16 protein-coding genes and 1 pseudogene are annotated in these 23,418 nt (G+C 65.8%); 6 read left to right on the top strand and 11 right to left on the bottom strand.

Annotation, left to right across the window (positions count from 1 at the left end):
- Positions 1 to 3: 3 nt before the first annotated feature.
- The 5 genes from NYF13_RS34575 to NYF13_RS36860 all read left to right on the top strand — a co-directional run bounded on the left by NYF13_RS34575 (position 4) and on the right by NYF13_RS36860 (position 7,768).
- On the top strand, positions 4 to 1,284 hold the full coding sequence (locus NYF13_RS34575) for an MFS transporter (RefSeq protein WP_315662253.1): 1,281 nt from the start codon (positions 4 to 6) through the stop codon (positions 1,282 to 1,284).
- A 238-nt stretch (positions 1,285 to 1,522) separates the two neighbouring features.
- The gene (locus tag NYF13_RS34580) at positions 1,523 to 2,332 is read left to right on the top strand and encodes a 2OG-Fe(II) oxygenase (protein ID WP_315662254.1); all 810 of its coding nucleotides are present in this window, start codon (positions 1,523 to 1,525) and stop codon (positions 2,330 to 2,332) included.
- Positions 2,333 to 2,370: 38 nt separating this feature from the next.
- The gene (locus tag NYF13_RS34585) at positions 2,371 to 6,534 is read left to right on the top strand and encodes an AMP-binding protein (protein WP_315662256.1); all 4,164 of its coding nucleotides are present in this window, start codon (positions 2,371 to 2,373) and stop codon (positions 6,532 to 6,534) included.
- Positions 6,535 to 6,542: 8 nt separating this feature from the next.
- Complete coding sequence (locus NYF13_RS34590; RefSeq protein ID WP_315662258.1) at positions 6,543 to 7,286, top strand: SDR family oxidoreductase; 744 nt, start codon at positions 6,543 to 6,545, stop codon at positions 7,284 to 7,286.
- A gap of 266 nt (positions 7,287 to 7,552) precedes the next feature.
- Positions 7,553 to 7,768, top strand: a complete 216-nt coding sequence (locus tag NYF13_RS36860; protein ID WP_396287857.1) for an IS3 family transposase — start codon at positions 7,553 to 7,555, stop codon at positions 7,766 to 7,768.
- A gap of 118 nt (positions 7,769 to 7,886) precedes the next feature.
- Here NYF13_RS36860 and NYF13_RS34595 read toward each other — a convergent pair whose 3' ends face one another.
- The 11 genes and pseudogenes from NYF13_RS34595 to NYF13_RS34640 all read right to left on the bottom strand — a co-directional run bounded on the left by NYF13_RS34595 (position 7,887) and on the right by NYF13_RS34640 (position 21,303).
- Positions 7,887 to 11,891, bottom strand: coding sequence for a hypothetical protein (locus NYF13_RS34595; RefSeq protein WP_315662260.1), 4,005 nt, complete (start codon positions 11,889 to 11,891; stop codon positions 7,887 to 7,889).
- Positions 11,878 to 12,312: a DUF6375 family protein gene (locus NYF13_RS34600; protein ID WP_315662262.1), complete on the bottom strand. Its 435-nt coding sequence runs from the start codon at positions 12,310 to 12,312 to the stop codon at positions 11,878 to 11,880. Before NYF13_RS34600 ends, NYF13_RS34595 begins: the two co-directional genes overlap by 14 nt.
- The gene (locus NYF13_RS34605; RefSeq protein WP_315662263.1) at positions 12,309 to 13,208 is read right to left on the bottom strand and encodes a radical SAM protein; all 900 of its coding nucleotides are present in this window, start codon (positions 13,206 to 13,208) and stop codon (positions 12,309 to 12,311) included. The genes NYF13_RS34600 and NYF13_RS34605 overlap by 4 nt, the downstream gene beginning before the upstream one ends.
- Positions 13,209 to 14,418: 1,210 nt before the next feature.
- Positions 14,419 to 14,664 carry a transposase gene (locus NYF13_RS36865; RefSeq protein WP_396287834.1) on the bottom strand — a complete coding sequence of 82 codons (246 nt, stop codon included), beginning with the start codon at positions 14,662 to 14,664 and terminating at the stop codon, positions 14,419 to 14,421.
- 350 nt (positions 14,665 to 15,014) lie between these two features.
- Positions 15,015 to 15,494 (bottom strand): annotated as a pseudogene (locus tag NYF13_RS36870) (transposase); the annotation flags it as partial.
- A 205-nt stretch (positions 15,495 to 15,699) separates the two neighbouring features.
- On the bottom strand, positions 15,700 to 15,879 hold the full coding sequence (locus NYF13_RS34615) for a hypothetical protein (RefSeq protein ID WP_315662265.1): 180 nt from the start codon (positions 15,877 to 15,879) through the stop codon (positions 15,700 to 15,702).
- A gap of 273 nt (positions 15,880 to 16,152) precedes the next feature.
- Positions 16,153 to 16,995, bottom strand: a complete 843-nt coding sequence (locus NYF13_RS34620; protein WP_315662266.1) for a Scr1 family TA system antitoxin-like transcriptional regulator — start codon at positions 16,993 to 16,995, stop codon at positions 16,153 to 16,155.
- Positions 16,996 to 17,254: 259 nt separating this feature from the next.
- Positions 17,255 to 17,908: a YdcF family protein gene (locus NYF13_RS34625; RefSeq protein ID WP_315662267.1), complete on the bottom strand. Its 654-nt coding sequence runs from the start codon at positions 17,906 to 17,908 to the stop codon at positions 17,255 to 17,257.
- Between the two features lie 14 nt (positions 17,909 to 17,922).
- A complete protein-coding gene (locus NYF13_RS34630) occupies positions 17,923 to 18,996 on the bottom strand; it encodes a helix-turn-helix transcriptional regulator (protein ID WP_315662268.1) in 1,074 nt (357 codons plus the stop codon).
- A gap of 199 nt (positions 18,997 to 19,195) precedes the next feature.
- Positions 19,196 to 19,666, bottom strand: a complete 471-nt coding sequence (locus NYF13_RS34635) for an NUDIX domain-containing protein (RefSeq protein WP_315662270.1) — start codon at positions 19,664 to 19,666, stop codon at positions 19,196 to 19,198.
- An 8-nt stretch (positions 19,667 to 19,674) separates the two neighbouring features.
- Complete coding sequence (locus tag NYF13_RS34640) at positions 19,675 to 21,303, bottom strand: hypothetical protein (protein ID WP_315662272.1); 1,629 nt, start codon at positions 21,301 to 21,303, stop codon at positions 19,675 to 19,677.
- A 239-nt stretch (positions 21,304 to 21,542) separates the two neighbouring features.
- On the opposite strand from NYF13_RS34640, the gene NYF13_RS34645 reads away from it, so the two are divergent.
- Positions 21,543 to 23,057 carry a peptide deformylase gene (locus tag NYF13_RS34645; protein ID WP_315662273.1) on the top strand — a complete coding sequence of 505 codons (1,515 nt, stop codon included), beginning with the start codon at positions 21,543 to 21,545 and terminating at the stop codon, positions 23,055 to 23,057.
- Positions 23,058 to 23,418: the final 361 nt, after the last annotated feature.

A 23,418-nucleotide genomic window follows, 5' to 3' on the forward strand; every position in this document is an offset into this window, starting at 1 on the left:
TTGATGAAAAAACAGCCAAAGGTGGCTGTGGAGCCGACACGCCCCGCTGGATCGGCCGGGGACCGGGGTTTCCGGTGGTTCTGGTTTGGTGAGACAACCAGCAAGATCGGGTCGTCGATGACGGCCATCGCGATGCCGCTGGTCGCCGTGGTCGCGTTGAACGCGAGCACGTTCACGGTCGGCGTTCTCCGGGCGGCGGTGTGGTTGCCCTGGTTGCTGGTCGGCCTGCCGGCCGGTGCGTGGATCGACCGGTTGCGGAAGCGGCCGGTCATGCTGATCTGCGATGCGGTCTCCTTCGTGCTCTTTCTTAGCGTGCCGGTCGCCGCCTGGCTCGGGTTGCTGACGAGCGTGCACCTCGTCGCAGTCGCTCTCATGGCGGGGGCGGCCAGTGTGTTCTTCACGACGGCCTACCAGTCCTATCTGCCATTGCTGGTCGACAAGGAATTCCTGCCCGCGGCTAATGCCAAGCTCCAGGGCAGCGAATCTGCTGCGCAGTTCGCGGGCCCCGGGCTGGCCGGTCTGGTGGCGCAGTTCCTCGGTGCGGTCGTCGGGATCCTGGCCGATGCTCTCTCGTTCGTCGTCTCGGCCATCTGCCTGCTGCGCGTCCGGGTGCACGAGCCTCGTCGAAAGACCTCGCCCGACGAGGAGAGGTCCCTTCGCAGAGATATCCGTGAGGGGCTTGGTTTCATCCGCCGTGATCCGTACCTTCGTGTACTTGCGACGTACGGAGGTGTTGCCAACTTCGCGGAATCGATCATGGGCGCGGTCCTCGTCGTGTTCTTGATTCGCACGGTGGGGGTGAGCCCGGGCATCACCGGTGTCCTGATCGCGGTGACCAGCCTCGGTGGTGTCATCGGGGCGATGATCTCGTCGAAGATCGCCAACCGGTTCGGCACGGCTCGGGCGATGCTCATCTGTGAGGGAGTGTCGGTTCCCTTTGGGCTACTCACTCCTTTGACCACCGCTGGGGCGGGTTTGACGTTCTTCGTCGTCGGTCAGGTTTTCTACCTGTCGGGAATCATTGCCTCCAATATCATCGGCGGCAGTTTTCGGCAGCGGTACACTCCAGCCCACTTGCTGGGGCGGACCACTGCGACAATGCGGTTGATCGGTCAGGGTGGTGTTCCGCTAGGCGCCTTGACTGGCGGTGTTCTCGGAGAGCTGATCGGTCTCCGGTCGACGATCTGGATTTCCGTCATCGGGACGACCTTGAGTGTCTGCATACTCTTCCTTTCTCCCATCCGCCGTAGGCGTGACCTGCCGGATGCTCCGGAGGCGATTTGACCTTCAGCCGAGGTTGCTGGCGGGTGTGCAGGATCCATCGACTGGATTTTTCTGGGCGTATGAGGGAGGCTTGGTGGGGGCGTCACCGGTCAGCTGCGTGGTATTGGAGGGAATCGATCGCGGCGCTCATTTCGTCGGACTAACGGCCTTGCGGAAGATGTCGGCGGACAACTATTTCCCGGCGAATTTGTTTTGATATGTGTTCAGTGGATTTTCCGATCTGCGAGGAGTCAACCCTGTGACCGTTCCTGTCCAGCTCGTCAGGACTGCGACGAATGACGTCGCCGGCGAGCTCACCACCGAGACCTTGATCGCGCTTGCCGAGCGGCAGATCGGTGCGATTCACGTGCGCGGCTATTACCCGGTCGAGATCGCCGCGCAGGTCGTCGACAAGGCGATCAACCATCCCCAGCTCGGGCACTATCATAAGGAGCACACCAGCAGTGTCGGCCGGGTCTACATGCCGCACATCGACACCAAGTGGGATCCGAATCTGACCGCTAAGTATCACGACGCGGCGCTGCCCGCGATCACCGAGGTGCGCTCGATGTTCCACCCTTATCTCGCCCCGATCGACCGGATTCGCCTCGAACTGCAGGAGCTGTGGCCGGCGGGGGCGAACCTGATGCGACTTCGGGGCCGGGCCTGCTTCGTCGGCGCGTTCCGGGTGTTCCAGCCGGACACCTCGGAGTTCTACCCGCACAACGATGCCATCGACCAGGAAACCGATGCTCCGGAGATCGAGGGCGTGCTCAACCAGCTGGTGGCCAACGTCTATCTGCAGGTGCCCGACGAGGGCGGCAACCTTCAGTTGTGGCTGCGTGAGCCGACTCCGGAGGAGACCAAGACCATCCTCGAGGTGGAGGGACTCGAAGCGTCCACAGTGGAGGAACCGGTGCTGGAGATCCACCCAGAAGCTGGCGACCTCATCATCTTCAGCCCCCGGATGCTGCACGCGGTCACCTCGGGCAAGGGCGTGCACCGGGTCGGCGCCGCCGCGTTCATTGCCTCGAAGGGCCGAGCCGAACCGCTCGTCTTCTGGAGTTGAGGCCCCACCCACCGCTGAAGTCCCATCGGAGGCCAGAAATGCTTGCGACATCGGTTCGCGCGCACGCTGAGTCCCATCCTGGTCGGGTGGCCGTCGTCGCGGGTGGCGAGCGGGTGACCTACGCGGCGCTCGAACGTCGGATAGCCCGCTGGCGCGAGGCGTTGTCTGCCGCCGACCTCGAAAAAGGGGCACTCGTCGGCATCCACCTCGGTCGCGGGGTGGATGCCGTGGCGGCGCCGCTCGCCGTACTCGGCATGGGAGCCGCTTACACCGTGGTCGAGCCCTCCGACCCGGTGGCCGAAGGTGTCGGCAGGCTCGCCGTCGCGTGCCCCGACCTGGTGCTCACCTCGCCCCGCTACCTCGACACGATCCGCGCGGCCGGGCTCGCCGCCGTGACAGAGGGCGCCGTGGGAGGGGATTTCCCTATCGTCGAGGTGGCGCCCGGCGACATCGCGTACGTGCTCTACACGTCGGGATCTACCGGGGTACCGAAGGGCGTCATGGTTACCCACGGCAACATCGCGCACTACACGGAATCGCTGCGTGCACGGCTGGGGATAACCGAGCCGCTGGCTTACGCGCACGTGACGACGCTCGCCGCCGACCTCGGCAACACCAGCCTGTTTCTGGCGTTGTGGACTGGCGGAACGCTGCATGTAGTCGGTGACGAGCGGCGTGATCCCGACGGGATGCTGCGTTACCTCGCCGCCGAACGGGTGGACTTCGTGAAGACGACGCCTTCGCATTGGGGCGCCGTGTTCCGGGCGTTCGGCGGCGAGGTAGCGCCACGGCTACGGTTCCTGCTGCTGGGCGGCGAACTGCTGCCGCATGGCCTCGCCCGCGCGGTGCTCACCTCCGGCGTGGCCGGGACCCTGGTTAACCACTACGGCCCCACCGAGACGACCGTGGGGGTCGCCGCGCACATCCTCACCGATACCACGCAGGTGGACGTGCTCGGCACCGCTTCCGTCCCTATCGGCACTCCCATCGGCGGCACTAGACTGCTGGTGCGGTTGGACGACGGTACTCTGAGCGACCGCGACGCTGCGGGCGAGCTGCTTGTCGCGGGCCCGTCGGTCACAGCGGGCTATCGCGCCGACGAAGGGGCCACCGCCGCCGTGTTCACCGACGAGCCTGGTGTCGGTCGCGTCTACCGGACCGGCGACCGGGTCCGGGTCGATCACGACGGCGTGCTGGAGTTTCTCGGTCGGGGCGATCGGCAGGTCAAGATCGGCGGCTACCGGATCGAACTGGGCCATGTCGAGTCCAGGCTGCGCGAACTGCCCGGCGTCGTGGATGCCGTCGTGCTCTACCGGACCGGTGATCGCCCGGCATTGCTGGCCGCGGTGTTCGGCCACGGCATTACCGATCCGCGGGCGGCGCTGCGGGACTGCCTGCCCCGCTACATGATCCCGGAGCGGGTCGAGATTCTCGAAGAGTTTCCGCGCAACGGCAACGGCAAGGTCAACCTGGCCGCCCTCCGCTCGCTGCTGGATCGGCGTGGGACCGATGCCATCCACCGCGAACCCGAGTCTTGTGACCCGCTGCTGGCCGAGGTGCTTGCCGTGTGGCGCCGCCATCTTGGCCACGGCGATTTCGGAGCGCACGACGATTTCTTGGACATCGGCGGCACCTCCATCGACGCCATCGGGGTGATCGCCGACCTCCAGGCACGCGGGTACGAGATGTCAGCCGCCGCTTTCCTGGCAGCGCCGACAGCCGCCGCACTGGTGACTCGGCTGCGTTCCGGTGCTGCTGAACCTCGCCGGCTCCGCAGCGAGTTGCCATCGGACGACAAAGCGTTCTCTCCCGCCCAGGAGTGGTTTTTCCGGCAGGACTTCGCCCAGCCTGGTCACTGGAACCAGGCGTTGCTGCTCGACGTGGATCCGGACGTGCGGTCCGCGGACCTGGCCACTGCGGTCGACCACGTCGTGGCGGTCCATCCGCTGCTGCACACCGCTTTTCGCGACTGCCGTCGGGAGCGGGTGCGGCCGCCCGCGTCGTTCACGGTCTCTCGGTTCACTGAGGATGCCGAGACCCACTTACTGACGGTTGCCGCTGACCGCCAGGCCGAAATCGACATCGGCAGCGGTGTCGTGTTCAAGGGCCACCTGGCGCTCGGTCCCGGACGCGCGCATCTTCTGCTGGTTTGCCACCACCTGTGTGTGGACGTGGTGTCCTGGCGGGTGATCGTCAATGACATTAGCTGCCGCTATAGCGAGCTGCTGCACGGCGAGCCGCCGCGGATTCCCGCCGCCACCCCGGATTTCGGTACCTGGGCCACGGTTTTGCACTCCCGCTCCGAAGACCTTCGTGCTGACCTTGCGCACTGGGATGGGCTCGCCGAGGAGTCTGCGACGCCGGCGGGAGACAATGTCGAAGGCGAGGCCCAGGCTGTGTGGTTCGGGCTGTGCCGCGCAGAGACCGAAGCATTGAGCCAGGGTGGCCTGTCGCCCGCCGCCGCGCTGCTCGGCGCCTTCGCCCAGGCCTCGGCGGAGCTGGACGACGTGGACCACCTGGTGGTCGACGTCGAGAGCCACGGCCGAGAATCCTTCGGCGACACCGTCGAGATCTCCCGCACTGTCGGCTGGTTCACCGCGACTTTCCCGATCCGCATCGAAGTGGCGGGTACTGAGGGCGCCGTCACTGTCAAGGACGCCGCCGCCGCGCTCGACGATGTGCCCCACCTCGGCGTCGCCTACAGCCTGCACGACCTCCCGCGCCGCTCGGACGTCTGTTTCAACTACCTGGGCACCTTGACTCTCCCGTACGGCGACGACCTGCGTCCGGTGTTCTCTCGGCTGCCCGTCAGCGCCGCGCGTGGTGCCGCCAACGATCGGGTGTACGGGCTGAAGCTCACCGCCAGGATCCAGGGCGGGCAGCTGGTCACCGATCTTTCGTACACACCGAGGCGCCACCGGCCTGAGCACGTGCTTGCACTGGCCAGGGCCACCCGTGCCCACCTACAACGGCTGGGTGGTCATCCGGTAACCGAGGGGCAGTACGTGGTGGAGCCGGGTTCCACCACTGGGCTGCTCGGCTATCGCCCGCCGGACCTCCAACCGGAACACACCACCCGGGCCACGCGTGACTACCGCAGCTTGCTGCTAACGGGTGCCACCGGGTTCATCGGTGCGCACCTGCTCCACTTGCTGCTCACCCGCACCGACGCGCACGTGCACTGCCTCGTGCGCGGTGGTGCCAGGGACGCCGGGCACGCTCGGCTGCGCGCGGCTTACACGTGGGCGGTGCCAGGCGGCGAACTCGGCCGGTACGCCGACCGGATCACCGTGCACACCGGCGATCTGACCGCGCCGACATTCGGTCTGGCTGAGCCGGTCTACGACGCACTGTGTCACGAAGTGGAGGCCATCTATCACCTGGCGGCTGACACGCGCCTGTTCGGCGACCACGGAACGTTCGCCAGGACCAACACGGAGCCGGTCCGCGCACTGATTCAGCTCGCCACCACCTGCCGGGTGAAGGATCTGCACCACGTGTCGACTCTGGCGGTCTGCGGTGACGGCGGGGAAGGCCGGGCCGCGGTCTTCTTCGAAGACTGCTTGGACATCGGCCAGCGCTTCCTCAACGAATACGAACGCTGCAAGTTCGATGCCGAACGGCTGGTCGCCAGGTTCGCCGCCCGCGGCGGTACCGCGTTCATTTACCGTTCCGGCGACGTTACCGGCCACTCCGCCACCGGCAGGTTCCAACGCAACGCCGAAGACAACCGGCTCGTCCAGATGCTGCGCGCCGCGGTGGCGCTGGGCCGGGTGCCCGCGATTGGTGACCGGACACTGGCGCTCAGCCCCGTCGACACCGTTGCCGAGGGGATCCTGGCGATCTCGCGGGACGCCACCGTGTCCGGGGGGACTTTCCACGTCGACACCCCGCACACCCTCGTCTACCGCGACGTGTTCGCGGTGCTCCGCGATCTGGGCCACGATCTCGCCGAAGGTCCGGCTCGCGACTTCGCCGAGCTGCTCGCTCCTCACGTCGGCGGCCACCACGACCTCGGGCTGGCGTACTTCTGGGCTAACCGGCCCGAGCGCAACGTCCGCTACAACCACACCCGCACCCACCGGCTGCTTGCCGAGCTGGGCGTGGTGTTCCCGGAGCTGGACCGCGTGTGGCTGCGCAGGTTCCTCGCCGGGCTGACCGACCGGAACCGGCTTGGCCCGACCGGGAACGACGGCGAGTAAGGGGTGCGATGACTAAGGCACGTGTCGCAGTGGTGACCGGAGCGTCAAGCGGGATCGGACGGGCGGTGGTGACGAATCTCGCTGGCGCGGGCACGCGGGTGGTCGCAGCGGGCAGGCGGGCCGAAGCCCTCGCCGAACTGGCGACCTATGGCGCGATCGTGCCGTTCGCCGCCGAGATGACCAGGCCCGGGCACACCGAAGAGCTGCTCGGGACGGCGGAACGCGAGTGGGGCCCGGCGACCATCGCCGTGCTGGCCGCGGGACAGGGCCTGCCGGGCACCGTCCTGGGTTCTGACCCGGCCCGATGGCGCGAGCTGCTGGAAGTCAACTACTTCGCTGTACTCGACCAGCTGCGGGTGTGCGGGGCGCGGTTCCGCGAGCAGGCTGAGGCTGACGGCGGCGGCCAGGCCCGCGACATCGTGGTGATCGGATCGACGGTCGGCAGGCAGGTGTCGGCAGCCAACCCGGTGTACGGGTCGACGAAGTTTGCCGTGCATTCCCTAGTCGAGGCTCTGCGGCAGGAGGTGTGCGAGTTCGGCATCCGGGTAACGCTCGTCGAGCCTGGGTTCGTGCGGTCGGGGTTCCAGCAGACGGCGGGCTACGACCAGGAGTGGTTCGAGTCCGTCGCTGACCAGTACGGGCCGCTGCTGGTGCCCGAGGATGTTGCTACCGTGGTCGACTTCGTGGTCACCCGACCGAACCACGTGCACCTCGATGACATCCGCCTCCGGCCGACCAGACAAAAGGTGTGAGGTCGTCGGTTTTGGAGAGACCGATCACGAACATGTATCTGGACTAGCCCAGGCGTTCGTCCCGTCTCCCTGGGATTAGTCTGACGAGGCATCAATGAGGATTCACTGGCGTTCACCCGCCCGGTCTTCCCCTTGCCCGGTTGCTCCCGCGGACGGAACGCAGGCCCTTGGGCTTCTTCCTCAAGCTTCGCACCCCAAACAGGTAAGACCTGTCGGCGCACGTCGAGGCGGGGATCGACCTCGAACACTGCTCGAGAGCTACTGATCTGGCACAGCCAGCCTCCTATCGAGAAGCCCACTCACATACGCGACTTCGCGTCGCACCGCACGAAGAGTACTACCGGCACGTCCACGCCACGAAGACGGAAATCGTTGCTGCAATTGACAATTGGGTGAAATTCTACAACAGTGTGCGGCGGCACTCCTCGGTCGGAGTGCTCAGCCCTGACGACTTCGAGCAGTCACTCCACACGGCCGCCTGAACCCGTTTAAGCCCTTGTCCACCGTTCGGGGTGAATTTCAGCGTTCCCGAATGACCGATAAGCGGCATGAGCGTTCGTCTCGCTATCCGAAACCACCGGGACGGCTCACTGCGCAGCGCTAATCCGACCCAAGCATTCGGATGTGGCGCCATACATGGCCGTAGCGGCGGTACACCGCGCGCATCCAGGAAGGAACAGAGTTCCAATCGGCGGCCACCTGACGCTCGCCCCAAGCCACCTGCATGATCCGGCGATCACCGGCGAAGTCCTCGACAAGATCGTGGCGCAGAAAGAGTAGGTGGCCGCGCCAGGGTTTGTCCGCACGGAAGGTGGCGGAGGCACGTCGGCCGTCCAGGCTCACGAGGTCCACGGTGCCGGGCAACTGGCGCAGGCCGAATCGGACGGCGAACTCGAACGACGGCACGTCGTAGCCTCCGCCGAGCCCGATCTCCGAAGTGCTGTCGGGGGCGAACTCCACGGCGACCTGGTCGAACGTGATGCCGTCGTCTTGCCAGTCGCGGCACAGTGCGCGGCGCGAGAAGGCGCCCGGGGCATTGTCCTCGAAGGTCAGCTCGAACCGGGGGCTCCACGGCATCTCAGCGGCCAGCACGTCGCGTACCATCGGCAGCCGAGGGAAGAAGTCGTTCCCGAGATACTGTTGCTCACTGGCGAGCTGTTGGGCGGGTTCAGCGTCCTCCTGCTCCAGCAAGAGGGTTCGGAAGAACCCGAACACCTCCCGTCCATCGCGGCGGTGGTCCAGATATCCCTCGACCAGAAGCCAGCCGCCGTCCACTCCGTGGATCTCTTCGGGTGACCACAGCTGGTCGGAGACGGCCACCGTCCCTGAGGTGAGCCAGGTCTGGTCGTTAGTGGGCTCCACGGGCGCCCACAGCGGAAGGGGCATGGGTGCTACTGGGGGCTCGTCGGGGAAGGTCGGGTCGATGTCGGGCATCAAGCGTTCTGCTTCACCGAAGTGGGCCGGTGCGCGACCGACATCCACGAGGCGGCCGACCATCTCGTGGTAGGCGATCCAGCCGTATTTTTTGCCGTACCGCTCAACGTTCTCTTTGGATCCGTAGCGCCGCTGGGCGTCCGCAGCAATGGACTCGTCAACGCTGCCGAAATCCTCAAGGCGCCAGCCCAGTTCCCAAACGCGGGCCATGACCTCGGCGCGGGCCATGCGGTAATCGGGGTGGTCGAATTCGTAGTTGCCCCTGCCGTTGATGGCACTCCCGATGATGTAGTTCTCGAAGTCCATGCCGAAAGTACGGTCGCACTCCTCGGCGTTGGGGTCGTCGTCCTCCATCACCTCGGCGGGCGCTGTGGCGGCGAACGTCAGCGCGAAGGCGTCGACCTGATCCTGATCCTGGACGGCAGCGGGATGGAGGGTGCCGGCGAACTCGTAAGTGGCCCGTATGTGGCCGCGCAGTTGCTCGTGCGAGGTGGGTGTGGTTCCGCCGTCGAGGAAGCGGTCGCGCAGCTGCACCAGCCAGCCCCGCAACGCGCCTTCGAGCGGCCCGCCGGGGTCGGGCATCTGGTGGGAGCTGACGGCGCCGAACGCTGCGCCGACGACCCGTTCGATGACATACGGATCGTCGATATCGAGCATCCGGGTGGCCAGGTCGAACAGCCGCTTGGGTTCTGGCCGGCCGTAGCGCTGCAGGGCTTTCGTCGCCAGGTCCCGCATGCTCGTGTCCGTGGATGTCAGCAGCCAAGCAATGGCCAGCGCGTCCAGGTCGTCGCTCTCGGCGCGGTCGCTGCTTCCGGACCACCTGTCGATCGCTAGTTCCACATCTGCTGCTAGGCGGTCTGAAGCCTGATTCCGAGCCCATTCGCTCCATCGCAGGTCACGTTCGGGAAGGGGCAGCTGACGCAGGACGCGGTCGAGGAATACTGCATTCAGGCGGTGCGGGGCGGAGCTGCGGATCTCCCACAGACGGCCGAACGCTGGGCGGCCCTTCCTCCCTCCGGGGCGCGCGGTAACGAGTGCGGTTGCAAGCGCGTCGACGGTCTCGTTGTCGAGGAAGTCTGACTCGGTCGTGAGTTCCTGAGCGAGCACAAACGAACGGTGCTCATCCGGGGCGACGCGCCACAGGTGGTGCCGGGTGAAGCGGCGTGGCACCAGTGAGATGAGGCCAATGAGGATGTCGTCGCCGAGGGGGTGCGCTTGGTCCCCCAGGAGGAACTGCCAGAGAAATTCTTCCGCGAGTTGCTCGTTGACGTCCGCGGGGGTAATACGCTCCAGGATCGCGTCGGCGATCAAGTATCCAGCGAGGCGGTCGAAAACGAAGCCGCACTCAGTGTCGTCGGAACCTCTGACCTCCTCGCGGAAGATCACTCCTTCCTCTACGAGGCGCTGGAGCAGGTTTTCGTCCCAGTTCGGCTGGTCGGCGTCGAGGATTCTTCGCGCTTCGTCGAACGGAAGGCAACGGACGTTGTTCGTCCAAATGTGTCTCGCCAGAGCCGCGAGGCGGCGCTGAATCTGGTCGGCCGGCACCGGGATGCGAGCCGGATCCTGGGCCAGCCGCTCGACTACGCCCTCGCGATACAGCTCGAAGACGCCGATGAGAGACTGGGGAAGCGCCTCCACGCCCACGGACATTCGGCGGTCGTGATTTGCGGCCTCGCAGTACATGCGGACGAAGAGCGGGTTGTGGAACTCTCCCATCGGTAGCCAGGCGCCGGCCGGGTTGATCAGGTAGTGACGGAAGTAGACGCGGAGGATGTCGTCTACTTCCGCGCGCTGCCACTCCAGGTCCAGGCGCACCGTGTCCTTCGGGAGGGCCAGGTCGGCGAGCGCTTCGCGGAGGGTGACGATCACCGCCACGTGAGGGTAGGCGCCTAGAGCAGGTGCCAATCCGGCGAGCAGAGACCTCCACTCCGAGGGCCGTTCGGCCTCGTTCAGGCCGTCGATGATCAACGGAATCCGGCAGCCGGCGCGGTTACCGGCTGAGTTGAGAGCTTCCAGCAGATCCTCGAAGAAGTCGACCTTGAGTCCGGGGATCTTTCGCACGAGGTCGTGGAGGGTTCCGCCAGCGCGCAGGTTCCCGCCCTGGATGAAGACTCCTGCCGTGGGCTGGTCGTTCGGTGAGGTCATCTGCGCGGCAAGGTGCGTCTTGCCCTGTCCCGCGGCGGCGATGACGGCGAGCAGGGGAGCTTCAGTGTCCGCTCGTGTATTGCGCAGCCACTGGACGATGTCGCGGATGTCCGCGTCGAGACCGGTGACCAGCAGCGCCTCGGGCCGGCGACGCTGCCTCAGTTTGAGCACCAGGCGTCGCAGCGTTCGGGGAGAGGTTGCGGGCGGCCCCTGTGCGGCGAGGCGCTCGCGGACCTCCGAGGACCGGAGGCTCCTGCCGGCGTGAAAGATCTCCCGCATGTCGTCGACGAATTGGTCCAGGTCGTCAGCAATTTTTGCGGCGTCTTGGTGGAGGGTGCCGTCGAGGCCGTCGAGGCCGTCGAGGCCTGCGCGGAGTGCCTGGATGCGGGCTGCGATGTCGTCAGTGCGCTGCTGCAGCCACTCGAACGCCGCGGGGCGCAGCAAGGTCCGGTCGATGCGATGTTCGACGTGGTGAGAGGTGTGCAGCCGTGGCATCCACCGTGCCTCGATGGGTGCAACAGATCGCTTGTGTGCTTGCGCCAGCACCTCTGATGTGAGGGCGAGTTCACCGAAGAAGGTGGAGCGCAACTCGTCGTGTCCGGCTAGTTCTGCGTCGTAGTTCTCGGTGGACCACAGTTGGACTCTGACGCCCGGCCGACGGAGCCCGTTGATCCATTCCTCGTCGCTCTTGGCGGGCCGCTGTGGAAGGCAGAGCACGAAGTCGGTCAGGCCGGCGACGTGCTTGATCGCTTTGGAGAGTGAGTCCTCGATCTGATCATGCTGGCCCACTGTCAGGCGGTTCTTGCTGTCGAGGATGAACCACTTGCACGACCAACCCCATACCCGGCCAGGTTCACCCAGGACACCGGCGTGGTCTACACACAGGTAGAACTCAACGCCGGGCTGGTTCCGACGCTCCCGCATCGTGCCCAGCGCGCCGTAGCGGCGGGAGACGATGGCCCGAGTGAGGGCTTCGAAGTTCTGGTCGGCGGCGCCGGGCAGACGTTCCAGCTCAGTCAGATCCACTGTCGCTCCCAGCGCTTGCATCCGACCGAGTAATCGTGTCCTCGTCCCATTCGTGACGGGAAAAGATCTCGACTTTCGCGCCGTAGTGGAGAAGCGCCTTCAGGAATCCCTGGACGTCAGACTCGTCGGTCCAGATCCGGACCGTCTCTCCGGTGCGGGAGACGGTGTGGTCAAGGGCGAAGATGTCGACGTCGTACCTCCCCATGTCGTACAACTTCATTTCGGCGAGTGCTTTGCCGAGTTCGCGAGGCATGCGCTCGCCAGGGTTCCGCCAGTCGTCATCGGACCACGTGTCCTCGGCAAGAGCCTTCAGAGCCTCCATGCGCTCCTCCGCTGCCTTCGCGCCGGTGACCGTCTGAAATCGGCCGATCAGAATTAGGTCCATCGAGTGCTCCGAGCCGTAGCCGTTCCAGATCCTCATTGTGCCTCCCGCAACGCCTGTACGGCTTCCATGATGGAACTTCCGACTGACAATCCCGTGGGCGCGTAGGCGTGAGGGCGCAGGACGCTGGTCGCGTCGATGTGCATATGCGCGTCGAGAGAGTGCTCGCCTGGGATGGCTTCCGCTGTGGGCAGCGCGGATTCGAGACTGGTACGAGAGACTGCCAGCCGAACGCCGTTTGTGGCGGTCACGGCCCATTCGACTAGGCGTTTAGCGTCGGTGTCGCTGATACCGGGAGTTGCCGCAGTCGGCTGCTCCGGCAGAAGCAAGAGTTCCGACGCGCCGACCTTGTCGGCGAACTCGGCGAGGTCATCAAGTTCACCGACCGTGTCGGCGTTGATGACGGCGTTGATGCCGAACGGGGCGAGGGAGCCGAGCAACCCGGCGGCCTGGACCACAGCCGCGAACGGCCGGCGGCGGAGCCGTTCGTAGGTGGCTCCGACTCCGTCGACTGACAGACGGACGAAGTGAACGGCCCCGCGTAGGGATTCGACGAGTTCGGGTGTGAGCCGGTGCCCATGGGTTGTGAAGGTCACCGCCATAGACGTGGACTGGGCTATGTCCGAACACAGCTGGGTGAACCCTCGGTATGCGGTCGGTTCGCCTCCTCCGAAGCCGACACCGAGGCACCCTGCAGCATCGAGTTCAACAGCCCACGCGACTACACGCTCTCTGTCGAGCGCCGCGGCGTGCTTGGGCGCGTAGCAGTAGGTGCAGCGCAGCTCGCAAGCGTTGGTCAGCGCGACGGACAGGTACCGCGGAGCGCAGGAGAACTGCTCAGCGGGAACAGATACCTCGTCGAACAGCACATTCGTCCCGGAGACGCGGTCGAACAGGTGAACACCAGCTGCGGACAGGCGAATTTTGCACGTCACCGGTAGGATAATGTCACCGCCACGAGCCGCTTGTCCGATGCACCCGTCGAGCTCCTATGTCGAAGCCATGTTGCCGATCAAGCCGTGCTCGGGGAGGGTCGAGCATATGCCCATCGTCCCTAGCAACCGACGTCGGTACCGTAGGTCCACCGCGGGATTGATCAGAAGCAAACTGCGGCAACGTTCACTCGATCGTGCACTGAGACCTGTGCAGGATGTAGGTCGACACACCGATACTCGCGCGCGTAGTTCGGCTGCGTGGGTGTTGGATCTCGTCGGATTGCCTCGGCGATCGAGTACGATGGAAACGCGGGCCGACGCGCCGGGGGAGAGGGAGCGCGCCTGCCCGCGGGCTTGACGCTACCCTGGCCGTTAACGCTTGCGGCCGGGCGACGCCGCCCTATCCAGCGGCGACCTGGCGGGAATTGGACAAATTCGTGACATCGATGACGCGTCGCGTAGAGTGACTCGAGGCTGGTCGAAGCCGTCCACCATGTACGGGCGGCCATGTCGCGCCGAGTCCAAACTGTCGGCTGCGCCTGGAGACCTCGAACCCGATCTCGCCCCAGTGCCAGCCCAGCCTGGACAATGCCCTCGGCGAAATCGACCGGCTCATCCAGCTGATCGTCGGCCTGCTCGCCCTCGCCCGCATCGAGGACACAGCCACCACACCCGAACCAGCCGACCTCGACGCGATCCTGGGACCGCGTCTAGAGCTGGTCCGCGTTCGCCGCCGAACACCACGTCCGGCTGCTGCGCCGCGGCACCCGGCCCGGGCGGTGATCGTCTTGCTGGGCGTACTTGGGCAGATCATCGACAACCTGCTCACCAACGCACCGCGCGCAACCCCACCCGGCACGAACCATCACCCTCGCCACCACCCGCACCTCCGGCGGCGACGTCACCCTGCACGTCCTCGACCGGAGCCCGGGGATGACGGCCGAGCAGGGGCGCGGGCCTGTGAAAGCTTCTGGCGCAACCCCACCGACCAGCACGCCGGCGAGGGCAGCGGCCTCGGCCTGACTATCGCCGTCCAGCTCGCCCGCGCCGCCGGCGGCGACCTCACCCCTCCACCCCGCGGAGTCCCCGACGCCTGGCACCGGCTCCGGCCACGGCATAACCGTCCGTTACTGGAATACCGCCGCGACCAGTCCGAGCGGATGGAACCACCGACCTCTAGCGCGACCCCACTCGGATGCTCCTATGGAAGTCAAGAGCTGAGTTGAAGATCATTTGCGGTGATCAGCTGGTAGATTTCTCGGGCGATGTAGCATTTGAGGCAGCGGATGGCCTCGCGACGGGTTTTGCCTTCGGTGGTGCGCCGGTCGAGGTAGTTGCGGCTGCGTTGGTCCCAACGCAGGCGGGAGAGTGTGATGCGGTAGAGTGCGGCGTTGGCCTGGCGGTCGCCGCCGCGGTTGAGTCGTCGCCGGTGGGTCTTGCCCGAGGATGCCTGCACGGGGCTGACGCCGCAGAGGGCCGCGAAAGACGCCTCGCTGCGCAGGCGATCTGACTGTCGCCGGCCGTGACGAGCAGGGCTGCCGCGCTGTCGGATCCGATTCCGGGACGTCCCAGCGATGCCGGAGTATGTGCGGCGACAGCATCGGTGATCCGCCGTTCCAGATCACGGATTTCGCTGGTCAGTTCGCGAATTCGTTGGGCTAGCAGCCGAAGTGTGTAGACCGCGGCGCTGGTGACGTCGTGGGGTGTGGTGGGCGGCAGTTCCGCGCAGCGACGGAAGAGTATGGGGTTGCTCAGATCTGCGAATGCCTCGCGCAGCGCCGGGTCGGCAGCGATGAGTACGGCCTTGAGTTGGTTGATCGTCTGTGTCCGGGCCTTGATGGCGGATGCCTTGGCCAGCTTGAACATTCGGAGTATTTCCACCGGCCCGTCACCGGTCTTCATGCTGCCGATCGCCCGTCCAGTCAGGACGGCGCGAGCGGCTGTTTCTGCGTCGATGGCGTCTGTCTTGCCGCGTCGGCGGCGAGTGGTCTTGTCCGGCTGGTTGACCTCGATTACCTGCACGCCTTCCGTGCGCAGGTGCCGGGCCAGTGCCGCACCGTGGGAGCCGGTGCATTCCACCCCGGCCCGCTGCAACGGGCCGAACGTTCGTGCCCACGTCAGCAGCTGCTCGTAGCCGGCCCGAGACGCGGCGAACCCACGGCTGCCCAGCAGCGCGCCCAGAGCCGTGATCACCGCTGCGACATGCAGATCCTTATGACTGTCCACCCCGAGGATCACCTCGCTGGCAGGGGCGTCGTCTTGGCTGGGCAGGGCGGGGTGGGGCATGCTGGGCACGGTCGTCTGGCTCCTGACCTACTCGGGAACGGATGGCCGTCGCCGGGCCGGTGGAGGCGGTCAGAACTGTGATGGTGCCCTGTTCATGGTAAGGCCCCTATCGGGACACGCCCCGCCGGTCCGACGGCAGCAAGCACCGCCCCGAACCATGGTCGACAGATCTACGGAAAGGCACCACGGCCGGTTGTCACACGGGTCAGACCACAGCCCGGGACGGCACTTGATCATCCTCACAGTTGTCACAGATCAGATAGAGCTTGCCGACCGGGAGGCGACGACGCAGTTGCTTGCAGAATTCGAGGAACTGTGGCCAGCGTTTGCGGTCGCGGAACCGATAGAACATCTGCCCGGTGGCCAGATCGAGCGCGGCAAACATGTGCCGGACCCCGCCGGTGCTACGGCCGTCAGACCCCGGACTCGCTCCCGAACCGCCGCGACGGGCTCGGGCACCAGCTGCGCAGCACCGACGACCAGCTCCGGTTCACCGTCTATGACCTCGCCGGCGAGGGTGTCGCCGACGGGCGGGCCCGCCATCAGGGGACTGTGGAACGGCACCGTCACGAAGATGACCTGAGGGCTGGATCTCAAGCGAACTGGATGTGTCACTGTGGTCCAGGTGGAACTGGTGGACCGGTGCTGCGTCCTGTTTTCAGTCGTCGGCGATGGCTTCGAGCAAAAGATTGCGAGACATCTCTGCCCCGTACGCGAATTCATCCAGGACCTCCAGCATTTTGCGAAAGTCGCGGAGCTGGCCATTGGTGGTGAGATATACGGTGGTCGGCCACGATTTGACGGCAACAGCGGTTAGCCGCCTTTTATCGGCTAGTCGGTACTGGGCGAAAGGGCTCGTCGATTCCAGTCCCCACTCTGCCGCTGGCATTACTCTCAGCGTTATTGTGCCGCTCTCGACAAGGTGAAGCAGATGGCGGTTTTGCTCTGAATTCACGTGCGCTGAAACATGGCCTGGTGTCAAGGCGCGACTGCCAAGAAACAACTCGTACTGAACTAGACCCTTCCGGGCGATCAGCGCTTCTTTCCTGGATTGGTTGAATGTTGCGAGATTATCGAGTTTTCTGGAGTTGGATAGAGAGGGGTTCACGATCTCACGAGCAAAATTCTCTGTCTGGAACGGCGAGGGCGTGAAGATCGGTGCCCACTCGAAAATCTGGGTGGAGATCTGCTCGTAGGCGTGCATCAGGGGTGGGTAATCGGGCATTGCGGGCTCGGCGTATTCGTTGATTCGAACCTGGTTGAATGCTTCGATCACTCGAGAGTACTCGAAGGTGGGCGCCCTCAGAGAGCCAAGCAGTCGAGCGACCTCGGCCTCGTGTGGAACGCGCGCGCCGCTCTCCCAATTGGACAAGAGACCGGGAGCCAGGTCGAGTTGCCGCGCAAGCTGGCGGACGCCGAAACCGTGCCTTAACCGGGTGGAGCGCAGCGTGACGCCAAACGCGATCGCTGCGGGCGATCCTGCGGCTGTTTGTGTCGGCATGGGATTTCGGTCTTCCTGTCATGGCAGGTGTCACTGGCGGATTCGGAGCGTGTTGAGATACTCGTTTCCTGAAGCTCACCCGCGCGCAAAATTGGTATTCCGCTGGCGAGCTACTTGAGTGCCAGATGTCGAGCGCGTCGGATGTCGTTCTGTCAACCTAATTTTGAGCTGTATCCGCGCGTTTCGCCAGGGCGAAAAGTGTGCGCTAATGGTGCGTGGTGTGCGTCAGCCTTCGGGAATTCGTTAATTCTCTGTGTCTCTAGCGCAATAGTCGAGTAAATCCACGTGCGAGCAGACGATTGAACGCTGCCAGCACTACCTGCGGCACGTTCTGGCCGATAGCGAAGCCTAGCTGGGGGTACTCGATGATCCGTTGGAGGTCGCCCACCATCATCTCAACGACCTCGACTGCACTTCCCATCATCGTCACGTATTCGCGGAGCGTGACCGGCGCTGAGCTGCAGCGCGGTTCGACTTCAGGCCACTGTTTCAGGCAAGTGGCGTAGGCGCGTCGCTCCATGTAAGGCATGGCGATGAGTAGCAGCGAGGTCGGGGTGATGCCGGCGTGCTCGAAGACTTGCCGGGAGAAGGTGAAGTTCTGGCCGGTGTTGCGGGCGTTGGGCTCGACCAAGATCGCCTCCGCGGGCACGTCGAGCTGCAGGGCGATCTCCATGAAGTGCACGGCTTCACCGCGTGGGTACAGATGCTCCGTTGCCGGGCTGGTCGCCCCGGTAATCACCATCATCGGGAACAGCCCGCGGTGGTAGAGCTCGGCGGCGTAGGAGGCGACCAAGATGTCGTTGCCACCGAGCACCAGGGCGGCCGAGCAGGGGAGGAGGTCGTGTCCGAGGTGGTGGTAGTGCCAGATGAGTTCCGCGTCAGCCCACTCGGCGGCCGTCAACTCGCGCTCCACGCCCCGCTAACTCCTCACGATGGCACCTGCCCCTCGAAGGCCAGGCGGATAGACCGGATGCTCTCCAACTGGTGCATCATGCCGCAGCGCCCAGCGACGAGTGCGGCCCGCTCCAGGAGTTTGATGCCGCTGGCCGCGGTCTGGGCGTCGGACAGCAGGATGTGGCCTTGCACGGTGTCGAGCCGGACCTGCTGCATCGGCGTGTCCTTGGAGCGGGTGAGCAGCGCGATGTCGATGGCGTTCGCTGCGGCCTGCAGGTCGCCGGCGCTGCGACGGGCCAGAGCGAGCTTCTGATGGGCAACGGACCAGTCGAGAGGCTCTTCGAGCTCCTCGAAGCTGCGGATCGCCGGTTCGATGAACTGGACCGATTCGGCCGCACGCCCGCTCTTGCTCAGTGCGGTGCCGACCCAGAGCAGCGATCGGGTCCGGTCCCGGCCGGAGAGGCGTTGGTCGTCGGCTAGCTGCTTGTAGAGGTTCGCGGCTTGGTGGTGAGCACCGGCCATTTCTTCGATCACGGCGAGTTGCAAGTCGATCTGCGCCGTCCGGCGTGGCACCTTCAGCTCTTGGAAGACCTCGCGGGCCCGGCGGTAGCTGTGGCTCGCTGAAAGCGGCCCGCGTAGGTTCCCCTGGTCTTGCCGTAGGTCTCCTTGCAGGCGCAGGGATCGGCCGTAGAGGGACTGGCCGACGGGATCCGCACTGTCGGGCGAATATCGTCGCAGCCAGCGCTGCACCAGGTGGTCGGCCATCTGGAAGTCCTGGCGGCCGAAGTGGGTTGATGCCCGGTCGAGGTCATCGGCCCATTCGTCGACATCGAGGTCTGCACGAAGGCCAGCGTGGCCGTGCGGTGCCGCGGTCGGGCTGGACGTCGGAGCGGGGGCTGGGCCCTCCCACAGCAGTTCCTCGAGCTGCTCCTCCGTGACGCCCAGCACCTTGCTCAGTTCCGGGCGCTTGTACGGGAGCGGCTCCATGTCCCCCTTTTCCCAGCGCCATACCGTGCTGCGGTCGACGCCAAGGGCATAAGCCAATTGCTCGAGCGTGTAACCAGCCTTCTTGCGCGCTCGCCTGAGCCTGATACGGGGCTGGCCCATGGTCATTCCTTCCGGCTACACGCTGCGGTCAATTCATTTCCGCAGGTGGGCGCTCAGAGGGCAAGGGAACTCTGCGAATGAACGTCGCCCCGGTGAACGAGTCAGGCTCAAGTGAGGCTGACTCTGGCGTCGCCAGATGGCACGCTTGAGGAGGGCCTGCCCCCGGGTTTCGGTGGCAGACCCTCCTAAAGTCGTCGGGTCAGGCCGGGACCGGCGTGAAGCCGAACTCCCGCAGCCTGCATCCGTTCCGCGTGTCATTCCAGGCCACCGCGACGAAGTCCAGCGTATCCGCAGGAAGGTTCATCGGGTCGGCCCAGACGAGCTCGGTGCACTTGTTCGCCTCCCGGATCTCCGGGCTGCCGTCCCATGACCGGGCGACGAAAAAGATGTCCACCCGCGGCTCCTGAGAGTTGCGGAACATCGTCCCGCTCGGCTGCAGATCGCCCGGGTTCAGGAGGATGCCGAGTTCTTCGTCGACTTCGCGGACCGCGCACGCTGTCGGGGTCTCGCCGAGGTCGACGTGTCCGGCTGGCAGCCCGAGCTGCCCGTCTCCGTAGCCACTCCCGGCCCTTCGCATCAGGAGCACCTTGCCTTGCTGGACCAAGAAGACGTGCACGGCCACCGGGTAGCGGTCGTGCTTGGTGTCGAAGACATACTTCGGGGTGGCCATGGGTCTCCTCAGCTGACGGCCGCGGGGGCGGTGGCGAGGCCTTGAGGCTGGATGGAACGCGATCCGTCGACGTACACGGTAATGCCCTTGCAACCGAGCTCGAAGGCGGTGGCGTAGGTGTCGTATACATCGCCCGGCAGTGCCGTGCCGGGCAGGTTGACGGTCTTGGACACGGCCTCGTCCACGCAGGACTGCACGGCTGCCGCCATCGCGAGGTGGCCGGAGGGGCTGATCTGGGTCGCCGTCGCGAGCAGAGCCCGGAGCTGTCCCGGCAGGGTCGGGTCGTCCGGGAGGCGGCCATGCGTGGACACGAACCCGAGTACGTCGGTTCGGTCGGCGCTCGCGAGCGCCGCGGCGACCTCGGCCCGTTGATGTCCGGGCAGGTCGTCCGAGAGCCGGAACAGCGGTTCGATCCCGGTCGAGGCGTGCACGACCGGCGCTGAGCGGCCGGTCGGCGGGACGGCGATCGTGGAGGAGTTGCGCAGCAGTTCGGTGGTGGCGATCTCGTCGGCGAGGGCGTTCCAGTCGCCGCGGGTCACGCTGGTCACCCCCAGCTCTGCGAAGCGGCGCAGGAAGGCAGGGTCGGCGTAGCGGGACCGGCCGCCGAGCACTGCCGGGCAGCCGCCGCGAGTCCGGGCAAGCTCGACCGAGGCGAGCTTGGAGGTGTAGTTGACCAATGCCAGCACCTCTCGTGCCAGCTGGCGCCCGTCACCGCTGTCGTAGGGCAGCCCGGCGGCGAGCAGCAAGTCGGCCAGGCCGCACACGCCGACCCCGATTTTGCGTTTTGTGCTCATGACCTGCGCTGACAGCGCTGACGGGTAGTGGGCCAGGCTGGCTTCGATCGAGTCGTCCAGCGCCCGTACCAGGGTTCGTGTGGTGTCCGCCAGGGCTCCGAGGTCGACCGGGACAGTGGCGTCGCCGGTGTGGAAGCGGCCGAGGTTAAGGTAACCGAACTGGCAGGTTTCTCCGGCGACCAGACCGACCTCGGCGCACGGCGCGGTCGACACGTAGGCGCCGACGTGAGGGGTCGGGTTGCCTTCGTTCATCCGGTCGGCGAACAGCAGACCGGGGTCGGCGCAGGCGTGCGCGGCCTCAGCCGCGGCGACCAGCAGGTCCCGCTCGCGTCCGGTGGAGCTGAGCGCGACTCGCATCTGCCTGTCGGTGACGTGCAGCGAGATGTTGAACTTCCACACCTCGCCACGCGCGTCGGCGCCTACCTTGCAGCCGATGAAGTCCTTCACGGACGGGTGATCGAGCGACAGGATGGCCATGTTTCCAACCGGCCGATCCTCAGCTCCGGAGGCCGCGCCGGCCACCGCGACCTCGTTGAGGTAACGCAGGACCCCGACCGGGTCGTCGAGTTCGTCGAGGGCGAAGCCGGTACCCATCCCGGCCTGGTGGTAGCTGTCCACGATCGCCTTGACCTGGGTCAGGTCTCCGCGCAGGTCGACCGGCGGGACCGCGCACGCGGCGAGAGGCCGGTCGAAGTGGCGTCCGGCGTTGGTCATGATCGGGGTAGAGAACACGATCCGTTCGGTGTCCAGGGCCCAGCCGAGCCGTTCGCCGAACGCCTCGGCGCCGGCGCGGTCGAAGCGGGCGTCGGCGGCCTCGAGCGTGGCTACGACGCGGGTGACCATGTCCTGGGCGGTCTCGTGCTCGGAGATCATCCGGCCGGCGCGCAGATACGCCTCCAGATGCGGATTGGTGGGGAATGTCGAGCGATACACGATGGTTTCCTCGTCTCCCTGGGCTGATCGGATGCGCGAGCGCGCTGGAGACCTGAGGACACCGCGACCGGGGGATGGGCAACTAGGCTGAAGGACGACTCACGGTAGGTTCACGCATACTCACGGTCCCCGAACTTTGCGAGGCGGCGATGACGACGGACGCGACCACCAACGACGCCAGCGGCTCGGCTGCCGAGGCGAACGTGTTCGCGATTGAGCTCGAACGGTGGCGCGACGTGCGTGGCTTCTCTCGTGCCGCGCTGGCGAAGGCGATGGGCTACGACCGTTCCTACGTGTCGAAGGTGCTCTCCGGCGCCGAACGGCCGTCGGAGGCGTTCGCTGGACACGCCGAGGCCGCGTTGCGCGCCGGCGGTGCTCTGCACTCCGCGTTCCGCGACTTCGAGACCCACCGACCGGCGAAGGTCCGCCCGGTGGCGCCGCCGATGTCCGACCCGCACACCGGGACCGGCAGCCTGGTAGTCGACCACGACGATGCGACCCTGCGCTACGAGGATGGCGTCTACCGGCTCACCCAGCGCCGCCACCTGGTCAACCGGGGTACCGAGCCGATCACCCGTTACCTGATCCGCATCTCCGTCGACCGCTATCCAGGGGATCCGGAGCGCTCGAACCAGCTCTACTCCGAGGACCCGCTGACCTGGGATGAGATCGACCTGCACGCCTGGCATGGCCGCGCCCGCTCGAACCCGATGGAATGGACCACCCACCACGACCGCGACGCGTTCAAAGAGGTCTGGCTGCTCTTCGCCGCCAAGTACGGGCGTTTTCCCCTGTATCCCGGGGAATCCTGTTGGATCGAGTACGAGTACACCGTGAGCGAGACCCACTGGGGCAACTGGTTCCAGCGCGCTGTCCGGCTCCCGACTCACACCCTCTCGGTCTGCCTCGACTTCCCCGCCGACCTGTCGGCCGCGGTCTGGGGGCTGCACACGTCGATGACCGCGCAGGCCATGCCGTTCGCCACCGCCATCGGCCGCGATGACACCGGCGATCGGCACATCTTTTCGTGGTCGTGCGAAGATCCGCCGCTGCACGCCCGCTACCGCCTCGAATGGGACTTCCGGGGCCGTGCCACTGCCGCGGGCGACTCGCCGCCAGCGCCGAGCACGGTGATGGCTTCGCTCGGCATCGTGCAGGACACCGACCCGGCCCTGCGCCAGGTCGCCCGGAGGTTCGACCTCCCGGCTGAGGCTGAGGACGCCCGCCGCGTGGTGACTGCGCTGAACTCCGCGTGTGAGCGGGTTGCTCAGGCCCACATGTTCGGCAAGGGCATGGGCATCGCTGCCCCGCAGATCGGCATCGACCGGGCCGCCGCGATCGTGCGGACACCCGAGGGTGAGGCGATCACGCTCTTCAACCCGACCATCATCGAGTCCGCCGGCGACGTCGATGAGCAATACGAGGGCTGCCTGTCCTTCTTCGACGTCCGGGGCCAGGTCCCGCGCTCGCACCTGATCCACGTCGAGCACATCGACATCGACGGCCGGACGAAGATCACGGTGTTCGAACGTGGAGTCGCCCGCCTCGTGGCGCACGAGGTCGATCACCTGCACGGCAAGCTGTACACCGACCGGATGCGCGACGGCGTCGAGCCGATTCCAGTGGAGCAATACCGCGGTACCGGATCGACCTGGAAATACTGACAGGAGCGCTCGAGTTTCACACGGAAATCTTTGTTTCGACCCGGATTTCGCTTCCCGATTTAATTGAGTTCGGATACGTTGAATTTACGTATTTGACACGGGTAAATTTCTTGATGTCAGGCGGCGACGATGAAACGCTTTCGAGCGGAAAGATTCAGCGTGTTGAGCCTGCTGGCCAAGGTGCCTGCGGAGGCGAGCCGGCACTCGTGGACGGTGAGATGCCGTAATGAGAATGGTCGGCGGTCCCAGGTTCACGTGACGGTGAGGGAGTCCGGCCCCTGCGTAGTGCTAGACGGCGGAACGGTACTGGCCTTCGACCCGTTGAGCGCCGGTCGGCTACGGGCTGCTCTGCGAGACGCGC

Origin of the sequence: Amycolatopsis sp. PS_44_ISF1, from assembly GCF_032335455.1 — a bacterium.
GTDB lineage: Bacteria > Actinomycetota > Actinomycetes > Mycobacteriales > Pseudonocardiaceae > Amycolatopsis.